This is a genomic window from Pseudoxanthomonas sp. CCNWLY206-1, from assembly GCF_039710385.1.
Lineage (GTDB): Bacteria > Pseudomonadota > Gammaproteobacteria > Xanthomonadales > Xanthomonadaceae > Pseudoxanthomonas_A.
Genome location: NZ_JBDKXI010000002.1, coordinates 95,471 through 120,304, shown reverse-complemented (window position 1 = coordinate 120,304; position 24,834 = coordinate 95,471). Strand labels below are relative to the sequence as shown.

The 24,834-nt window shown below is 61.7% G+C and carries 28 protein-coding genes; 7 read left to right on the top strand and 21 right to left on the bottom strand.

All coding sequences use genetic code 11. From position 1 onward, the window contains the following. Nucleotides 1–132 precede the first annotated feature (132 nt). From AADW18_RS04745 to AADW18_RS04665, 17 genes are all read right to left on the bottom strand, one after another. Nucleotides 133–648, bottom strand: coding sequence for an O-acetyl-ADP-ribose deacetylase (locus AADW18_RS04745; protein WP_337342226.1), 516 nt, complete (start codon nucleotides 646–648; stop codon nucleotides 133–135). An 81-nt stretch (nucleotides 649–729) separates the two neighbouring features. Then, a complete protein-coding gene (rnt, locus tag AADW18_RS04740; protein WP_337342225.1) occupies nucleotides 730–1,359 on the bottom strand; it encodes a ribonuclease T in 630 nt (209 codons plus the stop codon). Nucleotides 1,360–1,440: 81 nt separating this feature from the next. Then, nucleotides 1,441–2,088: a DoxX family protein gene (locus AADW18_RS04735; protein ID WP_337342224.1), complete on the bottom strand. Its 648-nt coding sequence runs from the start codon at nucleotides 2,086–2,088 to the stop codon at nucleotides 1,441–1,443. An 84-nt stretch (nucleotides 2,089–2,172) separates the two neighbouring features. After that, on the bottom strand, nucleotides 2,173–2,928 hold the full coding sequence (locus AADW18_RS04730; protein ID WP_337342223.1) for a putative DNA-binding domain-containing protein: 756 nt from the start codon (nucleotides 2,926–2,928) through the stop codon (nucleotides 2,173–2,175). Beyond that, nucleotides 2,921–3,772: a DUF692 domain-containing protein gene (locus AADW18_RS04725; RefSeq protein ID WP_337342222.1), complete on the bottom strand. Its 852-nt coding sequence runs from the start codon at nucleotides 3,770–3,772 to the stop codon at nucleotides 2,921–2,923. The genes AADW18_RS04730 and AADW18_RS04725 overlap by 8 nt, the downstream gene beginning before the upstream one ends. Nucleotides 3,773–3,777: 5 nt before the next feature. Next, nucleotides 3,778–4,257: a hypothetical protein gene (locus AADW18_RS04720; protein ID WP_337342221.1), complete on the bottom strand. Its 480-nt coding sequence runs from the start codon at nucleotides 4,255–4,257 to the stop codon at nucleotides 3,778–3,780. A gap of 82 nt (nucleotides 4,258–4,339) precedes the next feature. Then, nucleotides 4,340–4,861, bottom strand: coding sequence for an RNA polymerase sigma factor (locus AADW18_RS04715; protein ID WP_337342220.1), 522 nt, complete (start codon nucleotides 4,859–4,861; stop codon nucleotides 4,340–4,342). A gap of 179 nt (nucleotides 4,862–5,040) precedes the next feature. Continuing rightward, a complete protein-coding gene (phoU, locus tag AADW18_RS04710; RefSeq protein WP_337342219.1) occupies nucleotides 5,041–5,751 on the bottom strand; it encodes a phosphate signaling complex protein PhoU in 711 nt (236 codons plus the stop codon). Between the two features lie 101 nt (nucleotides 5,752–5,852). Then, nucleotides 5,853–6,665 (bottom strand): phosphate ABC transporter ATP-binding protein PstB, encoded by an 813-nt coding sequence (pstB, locus tag AADW18_RS04705; RefSeq protein WP_337342218.1) that lies wholly within the window; start codon nucleotides 6,663–6,665, stop codon nucleotides 5,853–5,855. A gap of 34 nt (nucleotides 6,666–6,699) precedes the next feature. Next, nucleotides 6,700–7,551: a phosphate ABC transporter permease PstA gene (gene pstA / locus AADW18_RS04700; RefSeq protein ID WP_337342217.1), complete on the bottom strand. Its 852-nt coding sequence runs from the start codon at nucleotides 7,549–7,551 to the stop codon at nucleotides 6,700–6,702. Further along, nucleotides 7,551–8,522: a phosphate ABC transporter permease subunit PstC gene (pstC, locus tag AADW18_RS04695; RefSeq protein WP_337342216.1), complete on the bottom strand. Its 972-nt coding sequence runs from the start codon at nucleotides 8,520–8,522 to the stop codon at nucleotides 7,551–7,553. The genes pstA and pstC overlap by 1 nt, the downstream gene beginning before the upstream one ends. A 100-nt stretch (nucleotides 8,523–8,622) precedes the next feature. Beyond that, nucleotides 8,623–9,717 carry a phosphate ABC transporter substrate-binding protein PstS gene (gene pstS / locus AADW18_RS04690; protein ID WP_337342215.1) on the bottom strand — a complete coding sequence of 365 codons (1,095 nt, stop codon included), beginning with the start codon at nucleotides 9,715–9,717 and terminating at the stop codon, nucleotides 8,623–8,625. A gap of 215 nt (nucleotides 9,718–9,932) precedes the next feature. After that, nucleotides 9,933–10,952, bottom strand: a complete 1,020-nt coding sequence (gene pstS, locus AADW18_RS04685; RefSeq protein ID WP_337342214.1) for a phosphate ABC transporter substrate-binding protein PstS — start codon at nucleotides 10,950–10,952, stop codon at nucleotides 9,933–9,935. A 195-nt stretch (nucleotides 10,953–11,147) separates the two neighbouring features. After that, on the bottom strand, nucleotides 11,148–12,350 hold the full coding sequence (locus AADW18_RS04680) for a porin (protein WP_337342213.1): 1,203 nt from the start codon (nucleotides 12,348–12,350) through the stop codon (nucleotides 11,148–11,150). Nucleotides 12,351–12,583: 233 nt separating this feature from the next. Further along, nucleotides 12,584–13,249: an endonuclease III gene (nth, locus tag AADW18_RS04675; protein ID WP_337342212.1), complete on the bottom strand. Its 666-nt coding sequence runs from the start codon at nucleotides 13,247–13,249 to the stop codon at nucleotides 12,584–12,586. Next, nucleotides 13,246–13,608, bottom strand: a complete 363-nt coding sequence (locus AADW18_RS04670) for a hypothetical protein (RefSeq protein ID WP_337342211.1) — start codon at nucleotides 13,606–13,608, stop codon at nucleotides 13,246–13,248. Before AADW18_RS04670 ends, nth begins: the two co-directional genes overlap by 4 nt. Before the next feature lie 41 nt (nucleotides 13,609–13,649). After that, a complete protein-coding gene (locus AADW18_RS04665; protein WP_337342210.1) occupies nucleotides 13,650–14,432 on the bottom strand; it encodes an enoyl-CoA hydratase-related protein in 783 nt (260 codons plus the stop codon). A gap of 162 nt (nucleotides 14,433–14,594) precedes the next feature. Here AADW18_RS04665 and AADW18_RS04660 point away from each other — a divergent pair, with 162 nt between their 5' ends. The 3 genes from AADW18_RS04660 (at nucleotide 14,595) to AADW18_RS04650 (ending at nucleotide 17,283) form a co-directional block, all read left to right on the top strand. Continuing rightward, on the top strand, nucleotides 14,595–15,296 hold the full coding sequence (locus AADW18_RS04660) for an FKBP-type peptidyl-prolyl cis-trans isomerase N-terminal domain-containing protein (RefSeq protein WP_337342209.1): 702 nt from the start codon (nucleotides 14,595–14,597) through the stop codon (nucleotides 15,294–15,296). 323 nt (nucleotides 15,297–15,619) lie between these two features. Further along, nucleotides 15,620–16,420, top strand: a complete 801-nt coding sequence (locus AADW18_RS04655) for a CoA pyrophosphatase (protein WP_337342208.1) — start codon at nucleotides 15,620–15,622, stop codon at nucleotides 16,418–16,420. Beyond that, nucleotides 16,417–17,283: a sulfurtransferase gene (locus tag AADW18_RS04650; protein WP_337342207.1), complete on the top strand. Its 867-nt coding sequence runs from the start codon at nucleotides 16,417–16,419 to the stop codon at nucleotides 17,281–17,283. Before AADW18_RS04655 ends, AADW18_RS04650 begins: the two co-directional genes overlap by 4 nt. A gap of 61 nt (nucleotides 17,284–17,344) precedes the next feature. Here AADW18_RS04650 and AADW18_RS04645 read toward each other — a convergent pair whose 3' ends face one another. Together AADW18_RS04645 and AADW18_RS04640 are read right to left on the bottom strand one after the other, a co-directional pair. Continuing rightward, complete coding sequence (locus AADW18_RS04645) at nucleotides 17,345–17,650, bottom strand: YciI-like protein (RefSeq protein WP_337342206.1); 306 nt, start codon at nucleotides 17,648–17,650, stop codon at nucleotides 17,345–17,347. Nucleotides 17,651–17,700: 50 nt separating this feature from the next. After that, nucleotides 17,701–18,477: an enoyl-CoA hydratase/isomerase family protein gene (locus tag AADW18_RS04640; protein ID WP_337342205.1), complete on the bottom strand. Its 777-nt coding sequence runs from the start codon at nucleotides 18,475–18,477 to the stop codon at nucleotides 17,701–17,703. Between AADW18_RS04640 and AADW18_RS04635 the strand changes: the two genes are divergently transcribed. Continuing rightward, entirely contained in the window at nucleotides 18,448–18,987 is a 540-nt protein-coding gene (locus AADW18_RS04635) for a copper chaperone PCu(A)C (protein ID WP_337342204.1), read from the top strand. The two genes, AADW18_RS04640 and AADW18_RS04635, sit on opposite strands and share 30 nt — an antisense overlap. A 160-nt stretch (nucleotides 18,988–19,147) precedes the next feature. Here AADW18_RS04635 and AADW18_RS04630 read toward each other — a convergent pair whose 3' ends face one another. Next, nucleotides 19,148–19,552 (bottom strand): thioesterase family protein, encoded by a 405-nt coding sequence (locus tag AADW18_RS04630; RefSeq protein WP_337342721.1) that lies wholly within the window; start codon nucleotides 19,550–19,552, stop codon nucleotides 19,148–19,150. A 20-nt stretch (nucleotides 19,553–19,572) separates the two neighbouring features. Continuing rightward, on the bottom strand, nucleotides 19,573–22,497 hold the full coding sequence (gene uvrA, locus AADW18_RS04625; RefSeq protein ID WP_337342203.1) for an excinuclease ABC subunit UvrA: 2,925 nt from the start codon (nucleotides 22,495–22,497) through the stop codon (nucleotides 19,573–19,575). 379 nt (nucleotides 22,498–22,876) lie between these two features. Between uvrA and rplU the strand changes: the two genes are divergently transcribed. The 3 genes from rplU to obgE all read left to right on the top strand — a co-directional run bounded on the left by rplU (nucleotide 22,877) and on the right by obgE (nucleotide 24,746). Next, entirely contained in the window at nucleotides 22,877–23,197 is a 321-nt protein-coding gene (rplU, locus tag AADW18_RS04620; protein ID WP_337342202.1) for a 50S ribosomal protein L21, read from the top strand. Between the two features lie 12 nt (nucleotides 23,198–23,209). Then, nucleotides 23,210–23,470: a 50S ribosomal protein L27 gene (gene rpmA, locus AADW18_RS04615; RefSeq protein ID WP_337342201.1), complete on the top strand. Its 261-nt coding sequence runs from the start codon at nucleotides 23,210–23,212 to the stop codon at nucleotides 23,468–23,470. Nucleotides 23,471–23,678: 208 nt separating this feature from the next. Further along, nucleotides 23,679–24,746, top strand: a complete 1,068-nt coding sequence (gene obgE, locus AADW18_RS04610; protein WP_337342200.1) for a GTPase ObgE — start codon at nucleotides 23,679–23,681, stop codon at nucleotides 24,744–24,746. Nucleotides 24,747–24,834: the final 88 nt, after the last annotated feature.

Genomic DNA, 24,834 nt, shown 5'->3' with positions numbered 1-24,834 from the left:
GGGGGGGGGGGGGGGGGGTGGGTCTTGCGGGGGCGTGTGTTTTGTGGGGGGGGGGGGGGGGGGGGGGCGGCCGGCCCCCCCCCACTCCCACAAGGACGGCAGTTCCGCGCGACTACGCTGGCCCGCAGGACTCTATATTGTTTCGCTGAGTAGCTGCTCGTAGATAGACAAATCTTCAGCAGAAAAGCAGCAAAAAATCACTTCTTCAATTCTCGGTTGGGCATGCAGGGCCGTCCGAGTAGCCGCAACCGCAACGCGGGTGGCGCTATCGATCGGATAGCCATAGACGCCGGTGCTGATGGCAGGAAAGGCCAGCGTGCGTAGCTGATGCTGCGCCGCCACTTCGATACTGCGCCGGTAGCACGAAGCCAACAATTCCGGTTCGCCCTGATCGCCGCCACGCCAGATTGGGCCGACCGTGTGGATGACGTGTCGCGCCGGCAGGCGATAGCCACCAGTGATCTTGGCATCGCCCGTTTTGCAGCCGCCGAGCAGCCGACATTCGGCTACAAGCTCCGGTCCTGCTGCACGGTGTATTGCGCCATCCACGCCACCGCCACCCAGCAGGGACGAGTTGGCGGCGTTGACGATGGCGTCCACGCGCAGGGTGGTGATGTCGGCTTGTATGGTGCGCAATCGGGCGTTCATTGGCGTTTGCGGGTTTGCGGTAAAGCCAAAAAAGCTCGCGGCGGGACGCCGCTCCTACAGAGATTTTGCAGATGACGATGTTTAAGGATTCGGTGCTGGCCACGCGTTGGCGATTTTGCAGAAAAGTCGCGCGGTCTGCTCGGCGTCGTAAACCGCGGCGTGTGCGTCCTCGGCGTTCCAATCGAAACCGGCCGCTTGAATAGCGCGCGCCAGCACCGTCTGTCCATAGGCCACGCCGGCGAGGGTGACGGTATCGAACACGCTGAAGGGATGAAAGGGATTGCGCTTGTGGCCGACGCGGGCGACGGCGGCATTCAGGAAATTCAGGTCGAAGTGCGCGTTATGTCCCACCAGGATCGCGCGCTGGCAGCCGTGTTTCTTGAGGGCAACACGGATCGGCGCGAACACGTGATCCAATGCTTCGCGCTCCTGCTTGGCGAAGCGGAAGGGATGATCCAACTGTATGCCGGTCACTTCCAATGACTTCGGATCGATCTCGGTACCCGGCGCAGGATGCAAGTGCGCGCTGCAGGTTTCGCCCAAAACCAGCAAGCCGTTCTCATCCAGGTCGATCGGTACCGCGGCGATCTCCAGCAGCGCATGCCGGTTCCAGTCGAACCCGCCCGTTTCCACGTCCACCACGACGGGCAAATAGCCGCGAAAACGGCGTGCCATGGGCGTGGAAACAGGTGATGCGCTGGGCTCATTCATGCCGACAAGCGTAGCAGAGCCCGAGGATTCCGGCGGTTCAGCGATGCGCCATGATCGGCGCATGCAGGCCGTGGCATCGCCTCATGCAAGCGGTCGCCGCAGCGCGAGCATGGACAGCACCAGTCCGGTGGCGGCGATGGTCAGGCCCGGTAGCGGCAGCAGCATGGACAGAGGCAAACCGAAAGCGAGCAGGAAAACGCCCCAGCCGAATCGGTCGGCCGTCGGCAACATGGCGCTGCTGCGGCATGAGATCAGTGCATCCACGCTGAGTTTGCCGGCGCCATGGAAGACCAGCGGCAGCAACATCGTCAGATAGATCAATGGCAGTTTGTAGTTGCCGCCGCCGTTGTCGGTGATCGCATATCCCTTCGCCAGTTCGGAAAGTCCCATCCAGTCCTGCGGCCAATGGACGGCGGCAGTGGCGACGATGGTCAGCACGAACAGCGAAGCAGCGAAGAAACGTGTGCCAAAGCCCAGTAGCAATGCGACTCCGCCAATCAGTTCGAACCAGGTCGCCAGCGCCCAACTGAAATCGGTGGGAATACGATCGAATGGAAACGGGAATGCGTCCATGATGCTGGGAAACCAATTTTCGCCCCGCAGTTTTTCCCTGCCGGCTTCATAGAATTCCCAAGCCAGGACCAGCCGCAGCCCGAGTGGCGCCATCCAGCGACCGATGCCTTCCAATTGTTCGCGGCACTTTGGCCAGCGGTAAGTTCCGAACTTCATCGCACACCCGATATCGATGCAGGCAAACCTGCGTTGTCAATAAAGAGGCAGGTCACAGGCGAAAGGATTCGCGGCTTGTTGCTGCTATGGCGAAAGCGTGCCCAACAGCGTGCCTTCCTCGCGCATGCGTTCGAGCATCGCCGCGCCTTGTGCGATGAAATCTTCATCGGCGGGAATGCCCGCTTCTTGACTCAGGCATTGCAAGGTCTGAAGGCCGTTGCGCGCGGTACCTTCGCCGAGCAGGATCAGCAGGCGATAGACCAGGGGTGATAGCTCGGAAAAGCGGACTTCGTGGCGTGCGTCGCGGCGGACCAGCAGCAACGTAGGCGAATCCGGGGGCGCGGCGGGCTGATGGTCCGGACCGATGCGTGGCACTGGCCAGCGATAGGCCAAGGTCCAGGCGGTGGGCGAAACGAGGGGAATGCCGGTGAGCAGATCGCCGTCGGCATCATGTGCGGGCGCTTCTTCGTCAGCGAGTTGCAGCGCCAGTTCGACCCATTCGTAATGCGCCAGCTCCCCCAGCCATGGCGGGTCGTCACTGCCATCTTCGGCGCGCCCTTCCAGGAAGCGGATGAACTCGCGCGGGACTTCCGGGAACAACGGCGTGTGGCTGCGGTGCCGCGCATAGAACGCACGCACCAATTGCAGCCAGGCGGATTCGCCCAGGGTCTTATGGATGACGGGGAAGTTGCCTGCCAGCAGGCCGGCGATATTGTTGAAGAACAGGTCGCGATAAATCGCCAACCGGCGCTCTTCGATGTTCGGCGGCGGTGGGTTCGCGGTGGGGTCGCGCAGGTGACGGGACAGTGCGAATTGTTGCTGGCGCAAGGTGTCAGCCATGAGCCGAGTGACTCGTGTCGGATCGTGCCGAGGTCTGCACCGTCCGGATACGCTCTATTTCGCCAAGCAGTTCCGACATGGGTGGGAAATTGAAGTCGCGCTCCAGCAGCGTCGGATGCACGCCGTGGAGGTGATACGCATGTTCCAGCAGCGACCACACGTCTGATTTGACCGGTGCGCCGTGAGTATCGATCTTCAGATCGTCGGCTTCATCGTAATGGCCGGCGATATGGTAGGACGCGATGCGCGAGGTAGGCATGCGCGCGAGAAAAGCGTGTGCGTCGTAGCCATGGTTGATGGCGTTGACGTAGACATTGTTGACGTCCAGCAGCAGGTCGCAATCGGCTTCTTCCAGCACCGCGTTGACGAAATCCACCTCGTCCATCGCCTGGTAGGGCGCGGCGTAGTAGGAGACGTTCTCCACCGCGATGCGCCGGCCCAGTATGTCCTGCACACGACGGATGCGTGCGGCGACATGGTGCACGGCTTCATCGGTGAAGGGGATCGGCATCAGGTCATAGAGATGCCCGTCGTCGGTGCAGTAGCTCAAGTGTTCGCTGTATATCTCCACGTGGTGCTGGTCGAGGAAGCGACGGATGCGGGCCAGGAAAGTTTCGTCCAGCGGTTCCACGCCGCCCAGCGACAGTGACAAGCCATGGCAGGTGAGTGGATAGCGTGCCGATAGTTCAGTCAGCGCCTGGCCGTACTTGCCGCCGACGCCGATCCAGTTCTCCGGTGCGCATTCCAGAAAATCGAACGCATCGGATGCCGCGTCCTGCAGCGCGCCCAGCAGAGCGCGCCGCAGGCCGAGGCCGGCACTGGCATTGGCCAGAGACCTGGACATCTTATTTAGATGCTGCCGCCGCACTTGCCTTCGCCGCATTTGCCTTCGGCAGCGGCCTTGCCACCTGCGGCCGCTTTCTTGTCGGCACCGCACTTGCCTTCACCACACTTGCCCTCGTGGTGAGCCTTGGCTTCGGCGGCGTCGATGAAGCCGTCCTTGTTCGTATCCATGCCGACAAACTTCTCGCCCTTGCCTGCATGCATCGCGTCGAACTCGGCGCGCGATACCTTGCCGTCCTTGTCGGTATCAGCCTTGGCGATGCCGCACTTTCCTTCACCGCACTTTCCTTCAGCCGACTTGCTGGCACCGCAGCTGCCTTCGGCTTTCTTGTCGGTGCCGCTTGCGTCCTTTGCTTTCTCGTCCCCGGCGGAAGCCGACAGCAGGTATCCCTGCGCCATCGGTTGCATGGCGAAAGCGGTACCGGCTAGCGCGATGCCACCAGCAAGCAGAGCGAAGGCGACGGGTTTGTGGTGTGACTTGGACATTTGCGGTTCTCCATGGAATGTGCGGTTCGTCCGCACGGGGTGTGGCGCCAGTTTAATCCGGCGGTGGTAGTAAAGCGTTTGCTCAAGAATCCAGGTATTCGCGGGCCAGCATTCGGGCGCGATGCAGTCGGGATTTGGTGGCTTCCGGCGTCAGGCCCAGGCGCTGGGCAAGCTCCTGGATGGTCAGTCCTTCCAGGTCACGCAGCAAGATGATTTCGCGGTAGTGGATCGGCAGCGACTCCAATGCCGCTGCCACATCATGGCGCAGCTCGACCGGTTCGAAATGGCGCAGCGGCAGGATGTCGTCGGTGATGGCGTCGCCCGTCAACAGGCGTAGCCCGCGCTTGAGCCGATTGCACTCGCGTTTGACGATGCGGAACATCCAGGAGGTGAAGGATTCCGCTACTCGCAGGTCGCCGATGCGGCGAGAAACCTGGATCATGCATTCCTGGACGGCATCTTCCGCATCGTTGACGACGCAGTGGTATTCCGCATAGCGGCGAAGATTCTGCCGTGACGACGTCAGTACGCGCTGCAGTGCAGCAATGTCGCCATCGCGCGCCGCAAGAATGTCGTCGGTAGCGGTAGGTGATGCGGTGTTCATTCCCCTCTCCTGATAAAAGAGCATGGCGCGTCTGCGCCGTGCCTGCCAGTACCAAAGAGAGGGGGCAGGGGCGAAAGGATTCGCCGCCGCCGTTGTCGGTTAAGCCATATTCATGCTGAAACGCTGATCAGATTGCCCGATCAGATCATTCGGTCAGACACCCGATCACTTCGTCGTGGTCAGACCTTGCCCGTCGTGCTGGTTTCGTCCCGCTTGTCGCGTGGCGGCAGTGGCTGGTCACCATGGACCAGGAACCAGACATTCTCGGCGATGTTGGTCGCGTGGTCGCCGATGCGTTCCAGATTCTTGGCCATGAACAGCAGGTGCGTGCAGGGAGTGATGTTGCGCGGATCTTCCATCATGTAGGTCAGCAACTCGCGGAACAGCGCGGTGTAGTGGGCGTCCAGCTCCGCATCGCGTTCGCGAACCTGCAAGGCGTAGGCCGCATCCCCGTTCTGGTAGGCGGAAAGCACATCGCGGACCTGGCGCGCCGCCAGTTTGCCCAGGGCTCGCAGTCCCAGGATTTGCGGCATGGGCGGCGACACATTCAGGGCGATGGAGCGCTTGGCCACATTCGCCGCGTAATCGCCGATACGTTCGATATCGGCCGGAATGCGAAGCGCCGCGAGTATTTCGCGAAGATCGCGTGCCAACGGGCCGCGCAAGGCCAGCTGCATGACGTCATGGCTGATCGTGCGCTCCATCCCGTCGATGGCTTCGTCGTTGGCGATGATGCGTTGCGCTGCGCGATCATCGCGGCGTTCCACCACGTCCAGTGCCGCTTCCAACTGCGCGACAGCGGTTTCGCCCATGCGCACGATTTCACCCGCCAGGCGGCGCTGTTCTTCGTCGTAGCTTTTAACGATGTGGTCGTGCGGTTGGGTGCTCATAGGAATGCCGAGAATGGGGAATGGGGAGTAGGGAATGGAAAGGAGAAGGGGTATCGGGGAGAGAGTTCGATTCCCGATTCTCCATTCTCGATTCCCAGTGCTTACCCGAAGCGACCGGTGATGTAATCCTCGGTCTGTTGCTTGCTGGGCTTGGAGAAGATGGTGGAAGTCGCATCGTGTTCGATCAGCTCGCCCAGATACATGAAGGCGGTGTAGTCGGAAACGCGCGCGGCCTGCTGCATGTTGTGGGTGACGATGGCGATGGTGTAGTCGTGTTTCAGGTCTTCGATCAGCTGCTCGATCTTGCTGGTCGAGATCGGATCCAGCGCCGAAGTGGGTTCATCCAGTAGCAGTACGTCCGGACGCAACGCGATGGCGCGGGCTATACACAGGCGTTGCTGCTGGCCGCCGGACAGGCCCAGCGCGCTCTGCTTCAGCTTGTCCTTGGCTTCTTCCCACAGCGCCGCCTGGCGCAATGCCTGTTCGACGCGCACATCCATGTCGGCCTTGGAAATCCGCTCGTGGTGGCGGATGCCGTAGGCGACGTTTTCGTAGATGGTCATGGGAAACGGCACCGGCTTCTGGAACACCATGCCGACCTTGCTGCGCAGGCGGTTCATCGGATACTTCGGATCCAGGATGTTCTGGCCATCCAACAACACCTGTCCACGTGCTTCCAGCTTGGGATAAAGCGCGTAGATGCGGTTGAAGATGCGCAACAGCGTGGACTTGCCGCAGCCGGAAGGACCGATCAACGCGGTAACGCGCTTTTCCGGAATCTCCAGGTTGATCTCCTTCAGCGCCTGGTAATCGCCGTAGTAGAAGTTCAGGTCGCGTGCGGCGAGCTTGACCGGAGCCTTTTCGGCTGGCTGGATGCGCTCGGTTGTGGCGAGATTCAAGCGTGCGTCGTTCATGGCCGGGGTCCGGGCTGCGATGGGGTGGGTGAGGTCATTCATGAGTGATCTTGTTCCGCAGGACGATGGCGCGGGCGAGCAGGCTGACGACCAGCACGAACATGGTCAGGATGAAGGCGCCGGCCCAGGCCAGCGTGTGCCAGTTTTCGTACGGGCTCATGGCGTACTGGAAGATCACCACCGGTACGTTCGCCATGGGCGAGAATACATCCGTGGTCCAGTACTGGTTGTTCAGAGCGGTGAACAGCAACGGTGCGGTTTCGCCACTGATGCGCGCCAACGCCAGCAGGATGCCGGTGACGATTCCGGGTAGCGACGAGCGGTACAGCACCTGCACGATCACCTTCCACTGCGGCACGCCCAGCGACAGCGCGGCCTCGCGCATCTGCGAAGGCACCAAGCGAAGCATCTCATCGGTGGTGCGCACCACCACCGGCAATACGATGAACGCCAATGCGATAGCACCGGCCAGCGCGGAGAAGTGGCCCATCTGCGCCACCACAAGCGTGTAGACGAACAAGCCCAGCACGATGGAAGGCGCCGACAGCAGGATGTCGTTGACGAAGCGCACCGCTTCGCCGATCCAGCTCTTCTGCGAGTATTCGGCCAGGAAGGTGCCGGCCAGTACTCCCACCGGGGCGCCGATGGCGATGCCCAGCAAGCTCATCACCACACTGCCGAAGAACGCGTTGAGCATGCCGCCGGTATCGCCAGGCGGTGGCGTCATTTGAGTGAACAGCGCGACGTTCAGCGAACCCAGGCCTTTGGTCAGCGTGGTCCAGATGATCCATATCAGCCAGAACAGGCCGAAGATGGTGGCCAGGATCGCCAATGTCTGGGCTGCGATGTTTTTCGCACGGCGAATGCCGTAGAGCGAGGCGCTCATCAGTTGCCCTCCCGCTTGGAAAGTTGGCGCAGCATCAGGCGTGCGATGGCGAGCACGATGAAAGTCACCAGGAACAAAACAAAGCCCAACGCGATCAGCGACGACAGATACATCGGCGAATCGGCCTCGGCGAATTCGTTGGCGATGGTGGCGGCAATCGAGTTGCCCGGTTCCAGCAGCGACATGGTCAGGCTGTGCGCATTGCCCAGTACGAAGGTCACCGCCATGGTTTCGCCCAATGCGCGGCCCAGGCCCAGGAAGATGCCGCCGATCACCGCCGAGCGGGTGTAGGGCAGTACGACATCCCACACCACCTCCCAGCGGGTGGAACCCAGCGCGTAAGCGGATTCCTTCAATCGTCCGGGTACGGTCAGAAAGACCTCGCGCATCACCGACGAAATGAAGGGGATGACCATGATGGCCAGCACCAGGCCCGCGGTGCCCATGCCCAGGCCCAGCGGCGGACCAGCGAACAACGTGCCGACCAGCGGTAGCTGGCCCATGTTTTCGTCGACCCACGGATAGACGTGTTCGGCCAGGAAAGGCACCAGTACGAACAGGCCCCACATGCCGTAGATGATCGAGGGAATGCCCGCAAGCAGTTCGATCGCAGCGCCAATGGGACCGCGCAGCCATTTGGGCGAAATCTCGGTCAGGAACATCGCGATGCCGAAGCTGATCGGCACGGCGATGATCATCGCGATGAACGCGGTGACCAACGTGCCGTAGATCGGCACCAGCGCGCCGAAATCCTGCAGTACCGGATCCCAGGCATCACGCCAGAGAAATGCCAGGCCGAATTTCTCGAAAGCGGCGCGACCGCCCCACAGCATGGAGAACGCGGCGGCTGCAAGCGACAGCAGTACCAGCAGACCGGCGCCGGTGACCAGCCAACGGAAGCCGTTGTCGGCGCGCGTGTCTTTGATGTCGCGGTCGGATATTTTCGCTACCGGGAGTGTTGCGGCATTCATCGTTGGGCCAATGACCGATTCGTGAGAGAAGCCGACCCGCGTGGGCCGAAAATGCGTAAGCGCCGACGATCATCATCGCCGGCGCCTCATTTCATGCCGATTACAGTTTGAACTCGGAAGCCCAATAGGCTTCGACTTGATCGACCAGAGGATTGGGCAAAGGCACGAAATGCAGCTCGTTGGCTTGGGGCTGGCCGTTCTCCAGTGCCCACTTGAAGAAGTTCATCGCATCCTTCGAACGCTTGGCATCCTTCGGCTGCTTGTACATTAGGATGAAATTGGTCGCGGCGATCGGCCAGGCATCAGCACCGCTGGCGTTGGTGATGATCAGGCTGAAATCCTTGGCATTGGCCCAGTCGGCGGTGGCCGCGGCGGCCTGGAAGCTCTCGGCGCTGGGCTGCACCCAACTGCCGGCCGCGTTCTGCATGCTGGTGTACGACATGCCGTTCTGGGTGGCGTACGCCAGTTCGACGTAACCGATCGATCCCTTGATCTGCTTCACGTACGCCGCGACGCCTTCGTTACCCTTGCCGCCCACGCCGGTGGGCCAGTTGACCGACGTGCCTTCGCCTACCTTGGTCTTCCATTCCGGGCTGGTCTTGGCCAGATAGTTGACGAAGTTGAAGGTGGTACCTGAGCCATCGGAGCGGTGTACGACGGTGATCTTGCCATCAGGCAGCTTCACGCCCGGGTTTGCCGTGGCGATGGCAGGGTCGTTCCACTTGGCGACCTTGCCCAGGAAAATATCGGCGACCAAGGGACCGGTCAGGCGCAGCTTGCCCGGTTCGACGCCTTCCAGGTTAACCACCGGCACCACGCCGCCAATGGCGGATGGGAACTGGCCCAGGCCGGCTTGAGCGAGCTCTTCCGGCGTCAGGGGTTTGTCGGATGAACCGAAATCGACCGTGCCGGCCTTGATCTGTGCAATGCCGCCGCCGGAACCGATGGACTGATAGTTGATCTTGGCGCCGGTGCTCTTGTTGTAGTCGGCCGACCAGCGCGACAGCAGCGGATAGATAAAGGTCGCGCCTGCGCCCGTAATTTCAGCGGTGACGCGCTCGCCCGCGGCAGGTGCGGTGGTCCCGGTTGCGTCCTTGCCTGGGAGGGGGGCATCGGCGGCGGGCTTGCAGCCGGCCACGAAAGCGGCAGCGGCGAAGGCGAGCAGGGCGATACGGACCGGTTTGACGGCTGGCATGGCGATTCCAAGGCAACGGATTGGATGCCGCCTATGAAATGATGTTTTTGTTACAGCGTCATGACAGCGGTTTGGAAAGTGACGGCCGTCGCGTTCCAGCAAGCAAAAACGACCGGCATAAAAAAAGCGGGCCCGAAGGCCCGCTGGGAGCAGCGAGTAGAAAAAGGACCCGTCCGCGCCGGAGGGAGGGAGAGGCGCGGACGGGTCCTTGGAACTCAGTACTTCAGGTTCTGCGACCAGTACGTTTCGATCTGGCCGACCAAGGCATCGGGTAGCGGCACGTAGTCCAGCGACTTGGCTTGAGCGTCGCCATTGGCGTACACCCACTTGAAGAACTCCTTCGCGGCCTTGGCGCCGTTCGGGTTCTTCGGCTGCTTGCTGACCAGGATGAAGTTGGTGGCGGTGATCGGCCAGGATTTTTCGCCCGGTGCATTGGTCATGACCAGGTAGAAGTCCTTGGCGGTGCCCCATTCGGCGCTGGCAGCCGCGGCGGCGAAGGTTTCGTCGCTGGGCAGCACATAGTTGCCGGCGGCGTTCTTCAGTCGCGCATAGGCCATCTTGTTCTGCAGCGCGGTGGACAGTTCGACGTAGCCGATGCTGCCCTTGATCTGCTTGACGTAGGCGGCGACGCCTTCATTGCCCTTGCCACCGATACCGATCGGCCATTGCACGGACGTACCTTCGCCTACCTTGGTCTTCCACTCCGGGTTGACCTTGGACAGGTAGTTGACGAAATTGAAAGTGGTGCCCGAGCCATCGGAGCGGTGCACGACGGTGATCTTCTGATCAGGCAGCTGCACGCCGCCGTTCAGCGCGACGATCGCCGGATCGTTCCACTTCTTGATCTTGCCCAGGAAGATATCGGCCAGTACCGCGCCGTCCAGCTTCAACGCGCCGGAGGCCACGCCCGGTACGTTGATCACCGGCACCACGCCGCCGATCACCGACGGGAATTGCGCCAGGTTGAACTTGGCCAGTTCTTCCGGCTTCATCGGCGCATCGGACGAACCGAAATCAACCGTGGCGGCCTTGATCTGGGCGATACCGCCACCGGAGCCGATGGACTGATAGTTCACCTTCTTGCTGGTGGCCTTGGCATAGTCTGCCGACCACTTGGACATCACCGGATAGACGAACGAAGCGCCGGCGCCAGTCACGTCAACGGCTGCGGCATTGGCCGAGAACGTTGCGGCGATGGCCAGCACGGCCACGCGGGTTTTGAGCGAGTTGAACACGGAAAGCTCCTGATGGAAGGTGGAACAGACGGATAAGTCCGATGCCGGCATTGCACGACGTTTTCGTGACAGCGGCATGTCGGGTTTATGACAATGGAATGACAGTGATGGCCGGGGTTCCCAGGAAGACGAAACGCGGCCTGAGCCGCGCTTCGTTTTCTCTATGCAGGCCAATGGCTTTAGGCCAGCAGTGGCTTACCAGTAGAACTGCATGCGGGCTTCGATGATGTTCGGGTTGTCTTCCGAAACGATCGTGTTGGGAGGCGTCACGCCGGTGGCCGGTGTCCGGGCGCCCAGACGCTCCTGGTCGACCATCACGTAGTTCAACATGAACTTGAAGTTGGAGCGCCAGTACCAGTTCACGCCGGCCGTCAGGCTGTCCATTTCGCCGCCAATGACGGCACCATCGGTGAGATCGATGGTGTCGTAGCGCAGGCCAAGCTGCCACAGGCCCTTGCCCGGATCGTCCGGCAGCCCGGTGGTCGGCACGCCGGCCTTGTAGCCCCAGGTTTCGCCCGTGATGTTCCACAGGCCGGAGACGTAGTAGCCATCGCCACTGAAGTCGTCGACGCCACCGTAGCGCTTGACGTCAGTGGACATGTACTCAGCTTGCAGCTTGACCGGACCGGTGACCCACAGACCTTCCACGCCGATGACGCTGCTGCGGTCGCTGCGATTCAGATTGGCGTCGACATAGCGGTAACCGACCATGTCGGCCATCGGGCGGGCGCGCAGGCGGATGGCGTCCGCGTCGGTGTCCTTGTCGGTGTACGACACACCCAAATGCAGGATGTTGCCGGCCTCATTGATCGGTGCCCAGTAGCCGCGCATCGCGTAGCCATTGCCGTGCTCGCGATTGCGGGTCAGTTCGCGGCTGAAGTAGCTCGCGGTCAGGCCCCAGGCAGCGTCGCCGATGTTGTATTGCACGCCCACGCGGCGCGGAGTCCCCAGGCTGTTGGTAATCGATGACTTGGAGATGAAGTCGTTGTTCTTGGTGCTGGACAGTTCTTCCATCGTCGCGCCCGGCTGCTTGAACTGGCCGAACTGAATGTAGTGGTTGGCGTTGTTGCCGAACTTGTACTTGGCGTTGACGTCCAGGAACTTGTCGTCCTTGGCGTCATAACCCAGTACCCATTCGATGTTGCCCGGACCCTTGCCCTTGAGCACCAGCTCGGCACGGCGCAGTTCCTGCAGGTAGTCGTCACCGTCCAGATCGGAGGACGAGTCGGTTCCGTAGTCGATGACGTCGGTGTCGAACTTGTAGAAATCGGCTTGCACCAGGCCTTCGAAGCTGACTTCGGAACCGCCGATCACGTCGATGGCGATCTCAGCATGGGCGGCGGGCGCCGCGATGGCGGCGAGCAGAGCAACAGCAAGAGAATGGCGGGTAAGTTTCATCGGTCAGCCCTTTGGGCGCATGTGGAGAACGCTGCGCAGGCTAATCCGTGAAGATTGCGTTATTGTGACAACTTGTCTTATTTGTCATTTCGCAGGGCAGGACCGCGCCACCGGCGCTAAACGCTGCGACCGGCCGATGCGCCGCCAGTGTTGCCAGTCCGCGGGAGCATGGCGGCGCAATCTGTCGGTTCTATGACGGACAGATGACGGATTCGGTATTGGCGTAGGGTGGACTAGGCGACGGTTTTGTCGGGAAACCGGCAGATGTCGCGAATCACACACTGCGGGCAATCCGGTTTGCGCGCTTTGCAGACGTAGCGGCCGTGCAGGATCAACCAATGATGCGCATCCTGTTTGAACTCGTCCGGCACCACTTTCAACAATTTATCTTCCACCGCGCGTACGTCCTTGCCCGGCGCCAAGCCGGTGCGGTTGGACACACGGAAGATATGCGTGTCCACCGCGATAGTCGGTTCGCCGAACGCGGTGTTCAACACCACGTTGGCGGTCTTGCGGCCAACACCGGGCAAGGCTTCCAAGGCCTCACGCGAGCGCGGCACTTCGCCGCCATGCTGTTCGACCAGCATGCGGCATGCGGCGATCACGTTCTTGGCCTTTGCGTTGAACAGGCCAATGGTCGAGATGTAGCGCTTCAACTCTTCTTCGCCCAGTGCGAGGATCTTCTCGGGCGTGTTGGCGACCGGGAACAATCGACGGGTGGCCTTGTTGACGCCCACATCGGTCGCTTGCGCTGACAGGATCACCGCGACCAGCAATTCGAAGGGCGTGGAATACGCCAGTTCCGTCGTCGGCTTGGGATTGAGTTCGGAAAGGCGCGAGAACAGTTCTCGGATTTCTTCACGTGCCAGTGTTTTGCTGCGCCTGGTCTTCACCGTCATTGGTGTCGTTCCGCGGCCTTGGCCTTGGCACGCGCCAGGATAGCGGCGGCACTGGGCGGCAGCGCGGCTTTCTCTTTCTCGACTGGCGCTGGTGTGCGTCGTGCGTCGCGTGCCGCCGCCTGTCTGGCGAGCCGTGCTTGGCGCGCGCGGTAGCGATCACGAGCTGCCCACGATCGGTCAAGGCGCTGTTGCGCCTCCATGATCGGTGCGCACAACGACGTGTAGCCAGCAACTTCCCGTTCGCAGGCTGAGCAGGGACGAAAGCGCATCAGACCGGCTTCGATGGCGGCATCCGCATCGTCACGTTGCAACAGGCGCAGCAACGTCTGTGGCGACAGGTCAGGCTGGCAACTATGCATGGACATTCCGCTCACGATAATTCTTGGTGCAGCCGTTCAACTCAATGTCCAGTGAATTCGGGTTTGCGACGCTCCAGGAAAGCACGCGTGCCTTCACGCATATCATCGGTGGAGAACATGAGCCCGAATTGAGCCGACTCGTACTGCAGTCCTTCTTCGATGCCGCATTCACCACCCACGTTGATAATGTCCAACGTGCCGCGCAGCGCCAGTGGCGCGGCACTGGCTAATTGTTCCGCCAGCTTTTGGGTTTCGGCTTCCAGTTCGGCGGCAGATACCACTTTATTGACGATGCCCAGCTGCAACGCCCGCTCGGCCGTGATCGGCGCGCCGAGCAGGCACAGTTCCAATGCCGCGGCACGGCCCGCCAGCCGCAAAAGCCGTTGGCTGCCCCCGAAGCCAGGTATCAGTCCCAGGTTGATTTCGGGTTGGCCGACTTTGGCGCTGTCCGCCGCGATGCGCAGATGGCAGGCCATGGCCAGCTCCAGCCCGCCACCCAGCGCAAATCCGTTGATCATGCCGATCACCGGTTTGGGCAGGGTCTCGATACGGCGCATCAGGCGCTGGCCACGCAACGAGAAGTCGCGGCCTTCGGTCGGCCGCAGATCCGCCATTTCGGCGATATCGGCACCGGCCACGAAGGCTTTCTGACCAGCCCCGGTCAGTACCACCACCCGCACTGCGGCGTCCTTTGCGGCCTGCTCGAACGCCTGCGACAGCGCGTCCAGGGTGGCGGCGTTCAAGGCGTTCAGTTTTTCCGGACGGTTGACGGTGATGCGGCGGATCGCGCCTTGGTTGGAGATGGCGACAGGAATATCGGACATAGGGAAAATCTCTGGCAACTTGTAAATATTAAGTAAAAGGGAACTCTTCCATACCAGCCGCGGTCGCAAGAACCGGTCGTGCAGTGGCGGTTAAGCGCTTCGACGGCTATCCTAGCGCGTCATTCCAGGCGGTATGTCCGCCACCACCCGGAGAATCGTTTGATGAAGTTGCGTTCGTTAGTGGTCGCTGTTGCGGCATTCGCCATGGCCGGCAGCGCCTTGGCTCAGGACACCACGTCCGAGAAAGGCAAGCTGAGTTATTACTTCGGCTACGACTATGGCAATAACCTCGCCGAACTGACTGGCCGAGGCGAACAGCTCGACATCAACACGGTGATCAAGGGCTTGCAGGACGCGTATGGCAAGAAGCAGCCAGCGCTGACCGCCGACCAGTTGCGTCCGGCGCTGGAAGCTTTCCAGAAGCGTGAGCAGGCCCGGGCCGAGAAGGCCAAGGCCGATTACGACAAGGTGGCAGGCGAGAACAAGACCAAGAGCGATCAGTTCCTGGCCGGAAACAAGGCCAAGCCCGGCGTGCAGACGCTGCCCAGCGGCGTGCAGTACCGCGTGATCGAAGCAGGCAAGGGCGCCAAGCCGACCCAGGCCAGTACGGTTGAGTTGGAAGTCGCTGGCCCGTTCCCCTTCGGCCAGCGTCCAGCCGAGGCACGTCCCCCGCAGCAGATGAAGGACCTGAAGGTCAGCGCGGTCGAAATGGCGGCCATGCGCGAAACCTTGCTGCAGATGCCAGCCGGTTCCAAGTGGGAAATCGCCCTGCCGCCGGACAAGGCATATGGCGCCGACCCGCGCACCGGCTTCCCGCCCAACTTGGCGGTAGTGTTCGAAATCAAGCTGATCAGCGTCAAGTGACGCAACGGCGCGGGCGCACAGCGCCCGCCTTTGCCGTTGCGTCATCCCCGCGCAGGCGGGGATCCAGCGGTAATGTTCACGGGCGCACAGCGCCCGCCTTTGCCGTTGCGTCATCCCCGCGCAGGCGGGGATCCAGAGCCTTTGCCGTTGCGTCATCCCCGCGGCTTTCAATCGCCGAATGGCGGGTCAAGCAGGAAGCGCTTCTCAACCGCCACGTGGCGGAACCCAATGGCTTTCAGCTTCATCCATTGCGCCGGCCTAGTGCCGGCGCAATGCTTTAAAGGCGGGGCGTTGCGTGTCGTGTCCCCCAGGTGCCAGAGTCCATGAATAGCGCTTTTCGCGCCGTGCTCAGCCCGTGCATCGGCGTTTGTACGCTGAGAGACGACGGATTGTGCGAAGGTTGCTTGCGTACGACTGCCGAGATTGCACGCTGGTCGCAGATGAATGACGACGAACGCTTGCGTTTGATGGAAACCCTGCCGGCCCGCGGACATGCGCGCGCGCCGTTTGTGGCGGAGCTTTCCGAGGCTTCCGCCCTACGAAAAGCGTTGTATCCGCTCAACGCCACGCCAATCGGCCGTGGCTGGAATCATGAGGAACTGGCCGATCTGCTGCCGCCTGGCGAGCCGGCTGAGGCGGCGGTGCTCGTCGGTCTGGTGCCGCGCCCGAAGGGCACGCATGTGCTGCTGACCCGCCGCACCGATAGCCTGCGCCACCACGCTGGGCAGGTGAGCTTTCCCGGTGGCCGCGTCGAACCCAGCGATGCCAATGTGGTCGTCGCCGCCTTGCGGGAAAGCCAGGAGGAAATCGCCCTGGCACCGGCGCAGGCCGCGCCGTTGGGTTTCCTGGATCCTTTCACAACCATCAGCGGTTTCCGCGTTACGCCGGTCGTGGCTGCGATCGATCCTGGTTACGTCGCCAAACCGCAACCGGGCGAAGTCGCGGATGTGTTCGAGGTGCCTCTGGAATATCTGATGTCGCCAGGCAATCTGCGCCAAGTAGAAATGGAGTATCGCGAGCGTCGACGCGTGGTGCTGGAATACGATTGGCCCGGCCACCGGATATGGGGAGCGACGGCGGCCATCTTGTTCAATCTGCGACAGCGTCTGGAGGGTTCCTTATGAAAGAGCTCGTCAACGACGAGACCACCTTGGTAAGCGCTGCCGATCTGGCGGCGGCGTTGGGCGATGGCATGTTGCGAATCGTCGATGCGCGCTTCGCGCTGTCCGATCCAGGCGCTGGCCGCGCAGGCTACGCGCAATCGCATCTCCCGGGTGCGGTGTACGCCGACCTCAACCAGGATCTTTCCGACCTGGGTAAGCGCGGCGTGGGGCGTCACCCTTTGCCAGACGACACGGCGTTTGCCGACAAGCTCGGCGAGTGGGGTATCGGCCCTGAACATCGGGTCGTGGTCTATGACGCTGGTGACGGCAGCATGGCCGCCGCGCGTCTTTGGTGGATGCTGAAGCTGCTGGGGCACTCGCATGTTGCGGTGCTGGATGGTGGCTTGGCCGCATGGCGTGAGCAGGGACTGCCGGAAACCGACGCCACTTCAGAATTTCCGTCCGTGCCGAGCTATCCGGCGCACTTCAACGGGCACCGCATCGCGACAGCTGATGAAGTACGCGAGCGACTGGACGAAGACAGCGGCTGGCTATTCGACGCACGCGCGGCCGAGCGATTCCGCGGTGAAGTCGAGCCTATCGATCCGGTGGCCGGCCACATACCAGGCGCAATCAATCGCCCGTACGCAGAAAACCTTGAGAACGGTCGATTCAAGCCTTCGGAAAAATTACGCGAGGAACTGATCCCCATGCTGGCCGGCCGGGATCCTTCCGATACGGTTCTCATGTGCGGCTCCGGCGTTACCGCCTGCCACCTCCTGCTGGCATTCGAACATGCCGGATTGCACGGCGCGAAGATCTATGCCGGCTCGTGGAGCGGCTGGATCAGCGACCCGACGCGTCCGATCGCACAAGGCGATTAGTCGCGAAGTAGGGCGGGTCTTGACCCGCCATCGAATGAAGCGGGCGCCCTAAAAATGTCGTTCACGTCGCCGGCCGAATCGGCTGAGTCGCATCCGTACCCACCACCGTATGCCAGGTCCGGATGCGCCACTTTGTGATCAGGCCATTTCTAACGTAAGGATCCGCCTTTGCGAAAGCCTCGGGGATGGCAGGCGAATCGCATTGGAAAAGCAGCAACGCGCCATCCAGCGGATCATCCATGGCACCGGCCAGCACCAGTTCGCCGCGTGCATGCGCCTCCCATGCGAGCTTCAAGTGTTCCGCACGAAACTCAGCACGTCGCGTCAGATAATCCGGCGCGCAGTCGTAAATCATGACGTAGTGCATTCTGATGTCTCCGCTGTTTGTCCGTGAAGGGCAACCGTTGAAGCGCGCCGTTATTTCTTGAGTTTGGCCACCAAGGCTTGCAACGCGGCCTGCGTATCCGGTGCGTGCCACGCATCAATGAAGCGATCCAGCTGGATGAGATCGGGGCTCATCGCTTCCACCAGATCACGACGCGCGATGGCGCGCGTTTGCAGCATGGGATGGTGGGGCAGGCGGATCAGATCCTGCAGCCAGGCGACCGCGCGGGCGGGAACTCCGGATTGGTCCGTCAGTTCGTCTACCAGTCCAATTTCCAATGCTCGCTCCGCCGGTACCATTTCACCGGCCACCAACAATCGTTCGGCGCGGTAGGGCCCCACCACACGGCGCAGCAGGCGCTGGATGCCCTCAGGAACCACAAGGCCCACCTGGGTTTCGTTGAGCCCGATGGCGAATGGGCGAGCCGGGTCGATGCTGCGCGCCATGATGCGATAGTCGCAGCACAACGCCAGCACGCAGCCGCCAGCCGGCGCATGCCCGGAAATGGCCGCGACGACCGGAATTCTCGATTCGGCCAGCGTGCGTGCGGCGCCGAAGAAGGCCTGCCAGCTGTCCATCAGCGCATGGCGATCCTCGCCCACCGACATCAGGTACGGCACATCCATGCCGGCCGAAAAAATCTTCGCGTTGCCCGACAGCACGATGCCGAGCACGCCTTCGCCCATGGCCGAATTCAAGGCCGCGATCAGCGCCCGGCACAACTCGGTATTGAGGGCGTTGACCGGCGGCCGCGCCAGTCTGATTTCCCGGATATCGCCGTGGACGACTACCTCGATAAGGTCGGTCATTTACCTTCTCCGTGTTTGCGGGCGGATATGTTCGCGGACGGATATCATAGGGCCATGAGCCACCATCCTGTCCGTCGCCTTCTTGCCGCTGCGCTGTTATTAGCTCCGTTGTTGCTGGCCCTTCCTGCCCGTGCCGCCGGCTGCCTGCCCAAGGCAGGCGAGGGCTGGATACGGCTACCGCCGGTGGCAATGCCGATGATGGCCGGCTTCGTACGGATCGAAAACCCGTGTGCCCAGGCAGTGGTGATCGTTTCAGCGGAAAGCCTTTCCTTCGGCGAAGTGAGTGTCCACGAAACGACCGAAGTGGATGGCGTCAACAAGATGCGCGAAGTACAACAGTTGCGTGTCGAGCCAGGCAAAGCGGTCGAGTTGAAGCCCGGCGGCATGCATCTGATGCTCTATCAGCCGTATGAAGCGCTGAAGGAAGGCGACGAAGCAGTGATCGCTTTGAAATTGCAGGATGGGCGATCGATTCCGGTCACATTTTCGGTTCGCAAGGCGAAACCCTAATCTGCTGAGACGTGAGCCCGTGTACGAGCGACCTTGCCATGTAGGAGCGGCGTCTCGCCGCGAGCTCTTCCCGTCAGGTTGCGACAGAGGCGAAAGGCTCTTCAACAGCGAAGCTGGTCAAAGCTCGCGGCGAGACGCCGCTCCTACAGGTGATCCGGATTTATAGGGAAGCCGCGCGAATCGCGTCCGGCAACGGCGCGCTGTGCCCGGTCTGGGTATCCATCCACACCACCACCACATTGCCATCCGAATACAGCACGGATCCGTCGCTTGCCGATACGATGCGATGGCCGATGGTCACGCTGGTGGTGCCCAAGCGGTCGACGTAAAGCTCAACGGCGACGTCGTTCGGCCATGTCAGCGGGCGCTTGTAGTTGATGTTGTTGGCGGCCACCACCGGCGCAATCCGATCGGTCATCGATACACCGGGCACGGTCAGCATCCAGCGCACGCGCGCTTCTTCCAGATAGGAAATGAACTTGGCGTTGTTGACGTGGCCCATGCTGTCCATGTCGCGCCAACGCACGCTGATCGGAATGCGCGCCAGGAGCTTGCGTGGCGGAATCGTATCGTCAGTGGCGGGACTCATCGTGCAGCCTTCTTCTTGGTGGCGGATTTCCTGGGCGGAAGCACGTCGGGCTTTGCGATAGCGGCGGGCTTGCTGGCCTTCGCCGCTTTCGATGTCGGCAGCAGCTTGGCCAGGAATTGACCGGTATGCGAATCAGGATGTGCGGCGATGTCTTCCGGCGTGCCGGTAGCCAAGATCCGGCCGCCGCGATGACCGCCCTCCGGCCCCAGATCCACCACCCAGTCAGCAGTCTTGATGACGTCCAGGTTGTGTTCGATCACCACGATGGTATTGCCGTCGTCGCGCAGTTTGTGCAGCACGGCGAGCAGATGCTCGATATCGTGGAAGTGCAGGCCTGTGGTGGGTTCATCCAGAATGTAGAGCGTGCGACCGGTATCCCTGCGCGACAATTCCTTGGACAACTTGACGCGCTGCGCTTCGCCGCCGGACAGCGTGGTCGCGCTCTGGCCCAGCTTGATGTAGCTCAGGCCGACATCCATCAGCGTTTCCAGCTTGCGCGCGATGCTGGGCACCGGCTCGAACAACTTCAGCGCATCCTCGACCGTCATTTCCAGCACGTCGTTGATGTTGAAGCCCTTGTACAGAATCTCCAGCGTCTCGCGGTTGTAGCGTTTGCCGTGGCAAACATCGCAAGGCACATATACGTCCGGCAGGAAGTGCATCTCCACCTTGATCAGACCGTCGCCCTGACAGGCTTCGCAGCGGCCGCCGCGCACGTTGAAGCTGAAGCGGCCCGGCGAGTAGCCACGCGCGCGCGATTCCGGCACCTGCGCGAACAGTTCGCGCAATGGCGTGAACAGTCCGGTATAGGTCGCCGGGTTGGATCGTGGCGTGCGGCCGATCGGCGACTGATCGATATCGACCACTTTGTCGAACAGGTCCAGTCCTTTCACTTCGCGGTACGGTGCCGGCTTGTGCGAAGCGCCATTGATTTCGTTGGCGGCCAGCGCATACAGCGTGTCATTGATCAGCGTCGACTTGCCTGAGCCGGACACGCCGGTAATGCAGGTGAACAATCCCGATGAGATATCCAGATCGACATCTTTCAGATTGTTGCCGCTGGCGCCACGCAAATGCAGCGACATCTTTGGGTTCGGCTTGTGCCGTACTTTCGGAACCTCGATCTGGCGTTTGCCGGACAGGTACTGGCCGGTCAGCGAGCGTGGCGCTTTCAGGATGTCGTCCAGTTGGCCTTCGCCCACGATCTCGCCACCGTGCACGCCGGCACCCGGACCGATGTCCAGAATGTAGTCGGCGGCGCGGATCGCATCTTCATCGTGTTCCACCACGATTACCGTGTTGCCGAGATCGCGCAGGCGCGTCAGCGTACCCAGCAGCCGTTCGTTGTCGCGCTGATGCAGGCCGATACTGGGTTCGTCCAGCACGTACATCACGCCGACCAATCCGGCGCCGATCTGCGATGCCAGGCGAATGCGCTGGGCTTCGCCGCCGGACAACGTATCGGCCTTGCGTTCCAGTGTCAGGTAGTCCAGGCCGACGTCGACCAGGAAGCCCAGGCGCTCGGCGATTTCCTTGACGATCTTCGCGGCGATCTCGCCGCGCCAACCAGGCAACGACAGCTCGCGGAAGAACTTCAGCGCTTCATCCACCGGCAGCACGACCAGGTCGGATAGTGGACGATCCGCGACGAAGACGTTACGCGCCGACTTGTTGAGGCGAGCGCCACCGCAGGTCGGGCAGGGCTGTTCGCTGATGTACTTGGCCAATTCCTCTCGCACCGCGGACGATTCGGTTTCGCGATAGCGTCGCTCCAGGTTCGGCACGATGCCTTCGAACTTGTGCTTGCGCTGAGTGCGGCCACCAGATTCGGTGAGGTAGGTGAAGGTGATGATGTCGCTGCCGCTGCCGTACAGCACGGCCTGTTGGACGTTCTCAGGCAACGACTGCCAAGGCGCATCCACGTCGAAGCGGTAGTGCTTGGCCAGCGAAGCGATCAACTGGAAGTAGTAGGCGTTGCGCCGGTCCCAGCCACGCACCGCGCCAGCGGACAGCGACAGTTCCGGATGCACGACCACGCGGCCAGGGTCGAAGAACTGCGCCACACCCAAGCCATCGCAAGTGGGACACGCGCCGACCGGCGAGTTGAACGAAAACAGGCGGGGTTCCAGCTCCGGCAGCGAATAATCGCAAACCGGGCAGCTGTATTTGGACGAGAACAGCAGCGGCACGCTTGCCGCATTATCAAGAGACTGCACCGATGCCATGCCGTCGCCAAGCTTAAGCGCGGTCTCGAAACTTTCGGCCAGGCGTTGTTTGATTTCTTCACGCGGTTTGAAGCGATCGATCACCGCTTCGATGGTGTGCTTCTGGCGCAACGCCAGCGGCGGCACGGCATCGATCTCGTACAGCTCACCATCCACCCGCACGCGCACGAATCCCTGCGCACGCAGTTGGTCGAACACCTGCGCATGTTCGCCCTTGCGCTCGCGGATCACCGGCGCCAGCAGCATGTAGCGCTGTTCGGGATCCAATGCCAGCACTTGGTCGACCATCTGGCTGACCGTCTGCGCTTCCAGCGGATAGCCATGATCCGGGCAGCGCGGCAAACCGACCCGGGCGTATAGCAAGCGCAGGTAGTCGTAGATTTCCGTGATGGTGCCGACGGTGGAACGTGGGTTGTGCGAGGTCGATTTCTGCTCGATCGAAATCGCTGGCGACAGGCCTTCAATGTGGTCGACATCGGGCTTTTCCATCACCGACAGGAACTGCCGCGCGTAGGCCGATAGCGATTCGACGTAGCGGCGCTGGCCTTCGGCATAAATCGTGTCGAACGCCAGCGACGATTTGCCGGACCCGGACAGGCCGGTGATCACGATCAGCTTGTCGCGCGGCAGATCGAGATCGATGTTCTTCAGGTTGTGCGTACGAGCGCCGCGAATGCGGATGAAATCCATAGCCATCGGGTGGGGGTCCGGAAAGCGAACAAGGAAGCGTAGCGGTCTCCCGATCTGGGGGCAAATACCTGATTTACCAGCGAGCACGGGCCGCGGCAGTCAGCACCGGCTGGGGAAGATCAGCGAGGCCGCAGGCGGGCACCTGGCAGGGCGGGGTGGAGTTGTCGGCAGGCCGTGCGACCGCCGCTTTTTCCGCCGAGCTCGCTTCGCTTCCGGCTCCCCGGTCCGGAAATGCCGGGCCGGGCCGCCGGGAGGCTGAACGGAGCGCGCCATCACCGATCCACGGGGTATGTTGACCCTAACCCCATGAAAGCTCTACAATTCCGCTCCTGTCTGCCCTCGATGGCGGGCAGGGCATAAAATAACTACAGAAGAGGAAACACCCATGTACGCAGTTCTAGTCACCGGCGGTAAGCAATACCGCGTGATGAAGGGCGAAACCTTGCGCGTCGAGAAGCTCGACGTCGAGGCCGGCAACGAGATCACCTTCGACAACATCCTGATGTTGGGCGATGGCGAAGGCGTGAAGCTGGGCGATGCGCTGAAAGGCGCCACCGTCACCGCTACCGTCAAGTCGCAAGGCCGTGCCGACAAGGTCCGCATCATCAAGTTCCGTCGCCGTAAGCACCACAAGAAGCAGCAGGGGCATCGGCAGTACTACACCGAAATCGAGATCACCGGCATTGCCGGTGGCGACAGCAAGTAAGGAGAAGCAGTCATGGCACATAAAAAGGGCGTAGGCTCATCGCGCAACGGCCGCGACTCCAACCCGAAGATGCTGGGCGTCAAGGTTTATGGCGGCCAGGCCATCGACGCGGGCAACATCATCGTGCGCCAGCGCGGCACCCAGTTCCATCCGGGTCCGGGCGTCGGCCTGGGCCGCGACCACACGCTGTTCGCGTTGGTCGATGGCAAGGTCGAGTTTTCGACCAAGGGTCTGAAGAAGCGCCGCACCGTCAGTGTCGTTACCGAGGCGTAAGCCCTTCGGTTCGCACTGCACACTGGAAAGCCCCGCTTCGGCGGGGTTTTTCGTTTGGGATGCCGGGAATGGGGAGTCGAGAATGGGGAATCGTAACTGCGGTTTCCTGACGCCTGCACCATCACCGCACGCCCGATAGACTTTCCGAATCCGGGCGAGCCGCTTTTCCCATTCCCGATTCTCGACTCCCCATTCCCGGTCTTATCCCATGAAACTCGTAGACGAAGCAGAAATTCAAGTCATCGCCGGCAATGGCGGCAATGGTTGCATTGGCTTCCGGCGGGAGAAATTCATTCCCCTGGGTGGGCCGGATGGCGGCGATGGCGGCAACGGTGGCAATGTCTGGGTGGTCGCCGACGAAAACCTGAATACGCTGGTCGACTTCCGCCACCAGAAGCAGTTCCGTGCCCAGCGCGGCGAAAACGGTATGGGTCGGCAGATGTACGGCAAAGCGGGAGACGACCTGGTCATCACCGTGCCGGTAGGCACCGTCATCATTAACGTCGAGACCGATGAAGTCATCGGCGACCTGACCCGGCATGGCGATCGCCTGCTGGTGGCCAAGGGCGGCAAGGGCGGCCTTGGCAATATGCATTTCAAGAGTTCGATCACTCGCGCGCCGCGCAAGGCAACGCCGGGCGAAGAGGGCGAGCAGCGCCTATTGAAGATGGAGCTGAAGTTGCTGGCCGATGTGGGCCTGCTGGGCTTTCCCAATGCTGGCAAGAGCACCTTCATCCGCGCTGTGTCCGCGGCGACGCCAAAAGTGGCGGACTATCCTTTCACCACGCTATACCCGAACCTGGGCGTGGTTAGCGTTGAGGCACATCGCAGCTTTGTGATCGCCGACATTCCCGGCCTGATCGAAGGCGCGGCCGACGGCGCTGGCCTGGGTGCGCAGTTCCTGCGCCATCTGCAGCGTACCCGTCTGCTGCTGCACCTGGTGGATATGGCGCCGGTTTCGGAAGAATTCGCCGACAGCGGCGTGGTTGCTTCGCCGGCAGAGCAGGTGCGCGCTATCGAGCGCGAACTGCAGCGGCACGATCCGGAACTGCTGCAGAAACCGCGATGGTTGGTGCTCAACAAAGCCGATCTGATGTTCGAGGATGAAGCGCAGGCACGTGCTCGCGAAATCATCGACGAGCTAGGCTGGAAGGGTCCCTGGTACTTGGTCTCGGCGATCTCGCGTGAAGGCACCTGGCCGATCATGCAGGACGTGATGGCGTTCTTCGACCGTCAGCGCGAAGAAGCGCAAGAGGCCGCGCAGAACGATGGTTGAGCCGGCTAGAACAAGCCAGCCGACCTTCCTCGTAGAGCGGAGCTTGCTCCGCTGCTCTTTCTCTTCTGCCCGCCGTGACGACCAGAGC

Bases quoted from the DNA above. Each gene is read 5' to 3' on its own strand.
- AADW18_RS04745 (WP_337342226.1), bottom strand. From the start codon at position 648: ATGAACGCCCGATTGCGCACCATACAAGCCGACATCACCACCCTGCGC.
- rnt (WP_337342225.1), bottom strand. From the start codon at position 1,359: ATGAATGAGCCCAGCGCATCACCTGTTTCCACGCCCATGGCACGCCGT.
- AADW18_RS04735 (WP_337342224.1), bottom strand. From the start codon at position 2,088: ATGAAGTTCGGAACTTACCGCTGGCCAAAGTGCCGCGAACAATTGGAA.
- AADW18_RS04730 (WP_337342223.1), bottom strand. From the start codon at position 2,928: ATGGCTGACACCTTGCGCCAGCAACAATTCGCACTGTCCCGTCACCTG.
- AADW18_RS04725 (WP_337342222.1), bottom strand. From the start codon at position 3,772: ATGTCCAGGTCTCTGGCCAATGCCAGTGCCGGCCTCGGCCTGCGGCGC.
- AADW18_RS04720 (WP_337342221.1), bottom strand. From the start codon at position 4,257: ATGTCCAAGTCACACCACAAACCCGTCGCCTTCGCTCTGCTTGCTGGT.
- AADW18_RS04715 (WP_337342220.1), bottom strand. From the start codon at position 4,861: ATGAACACCGCATCACCTACCGCTACCGACGACATTCTTGCGGCGCGC.
- phoU (WP_337342219.1), bottom strand. From the start codon at position 5,751: ATGAGCACCCAACCGCACGACCACATCGTTAAAAGCTACGACGAAGAA.
- pstB (WP_337342218.1), bottom strand. From the start codon at position 6,665: ATGAACGACGCACGCTTGAATCTCGCCACAACCGAGCGCATCCAGCCA.
- pstA (WP_337342217.1), bottom strand. From the start codon at position 7,551: ATGAGCGCCTCGCTCTACGGCATTCGCCGTGCGAAAAACATCGCAGCC.
- pstC (WP_337342216.1), bottom strand. From the start codon at position 8,522: ATGAATGCCGCAACACTCCCGGTAGCGAAAATATCCGACCGCGACATC.
- pstS (WP_337342215.1), bottom strand. From the start codon at position 9,717: ATGCCAGCCGTCAAACCGGTCCGTATCGCCCTGCTCGCCTTCGCCGCT.
- AADW18_RS04680 (WP_337342213.1), bottom strand. From the start codon at position 12,350: ATGAAACTTACCCGCCATTCTCTTGCTGTTGCTCTGCTCGCCGCCATC.
- nth (WP_337342212.1), bottom strand. From the start codon at position 13,249: ATGACGGTGAAGACCAGGCGCAGCAAAACACTGGCACGTGAAGAAATC.
- AADW18_RS04670 (WP_337342211.1), bottom strand. From the start codon at position 13,608: ATGCATAGTTGCCAGCCTGACCTGTCGCCACAGACGTTGCTGCGCCTG.
- AADW18_RS04665 (WP_337342210.1), bottom strand. From the start codon at position 14,432: ATGTCCGATATTCCTGTCGCCATCTCCAACCAAGGCGCGATCCGCCGC.
- AADW18_RS04660 (WP_337342209.1), top strand. From the start codon at position 14,595: ATGAAGTTGCGTTCGTTAGTGGTCGCTGTTGCGGCATTCGCCATGGCC.
- AADW18_RS04655 (WP_337342208.1), top strand. From the start codon at position 15,620: ATGAATAGCGCTTTTCGCGCCGTGCTCAGCCCGTGCATCGGCGTTTGT.
- AADW18_RS04650 (WP_337342207.1), top strand. From the start codon at position 16,417: ATGAAAGAGCTCGTCAACGACGAGACCACCTTGGTAAGCGCTGCCGAT.
- AADW18_RS04645 (WP_337342206.1), bottom strand. From the start codon at position 17,650: ATGCACTACGTCATGATTTACGACTGCGCGCCGGATTATCTGACGCGA.
- AADW18_RS04640 (WP_337342205.1), bottom strand. From the start codon at position 18,477: ATGACCGACCTTATCGAGGTAGTCGTCCACGGCGATATCCGGGAAATC.
- uvrA (WP_337342203.1), bottom strand. From the start codon at position 22,497: ATGGCTATGGATTTCATCCGCATTCGCGGCGCTCGTACGCACAACCTG.
- rplU (WP_337342202.1), top strand. From the start codon at position 22,877: ATGTACGCAGTTCTAGTCACCGGCGGTAAGCAATACCGCGTGATGAAG.
- rpmA (WP_337342201.1), top strand. From the start codon at position 23,210: ATGGCACATAAAAAGGGCGTAGGCTCATCGCGCAACGGCCGCGACTCC.
- obgE (WP_337342200.1), top strand. From the start codon at position 23,679: ATGAAACTCGTAGACGAAGCAGAAATTCAAGTCATCGCCGGCAATGGC.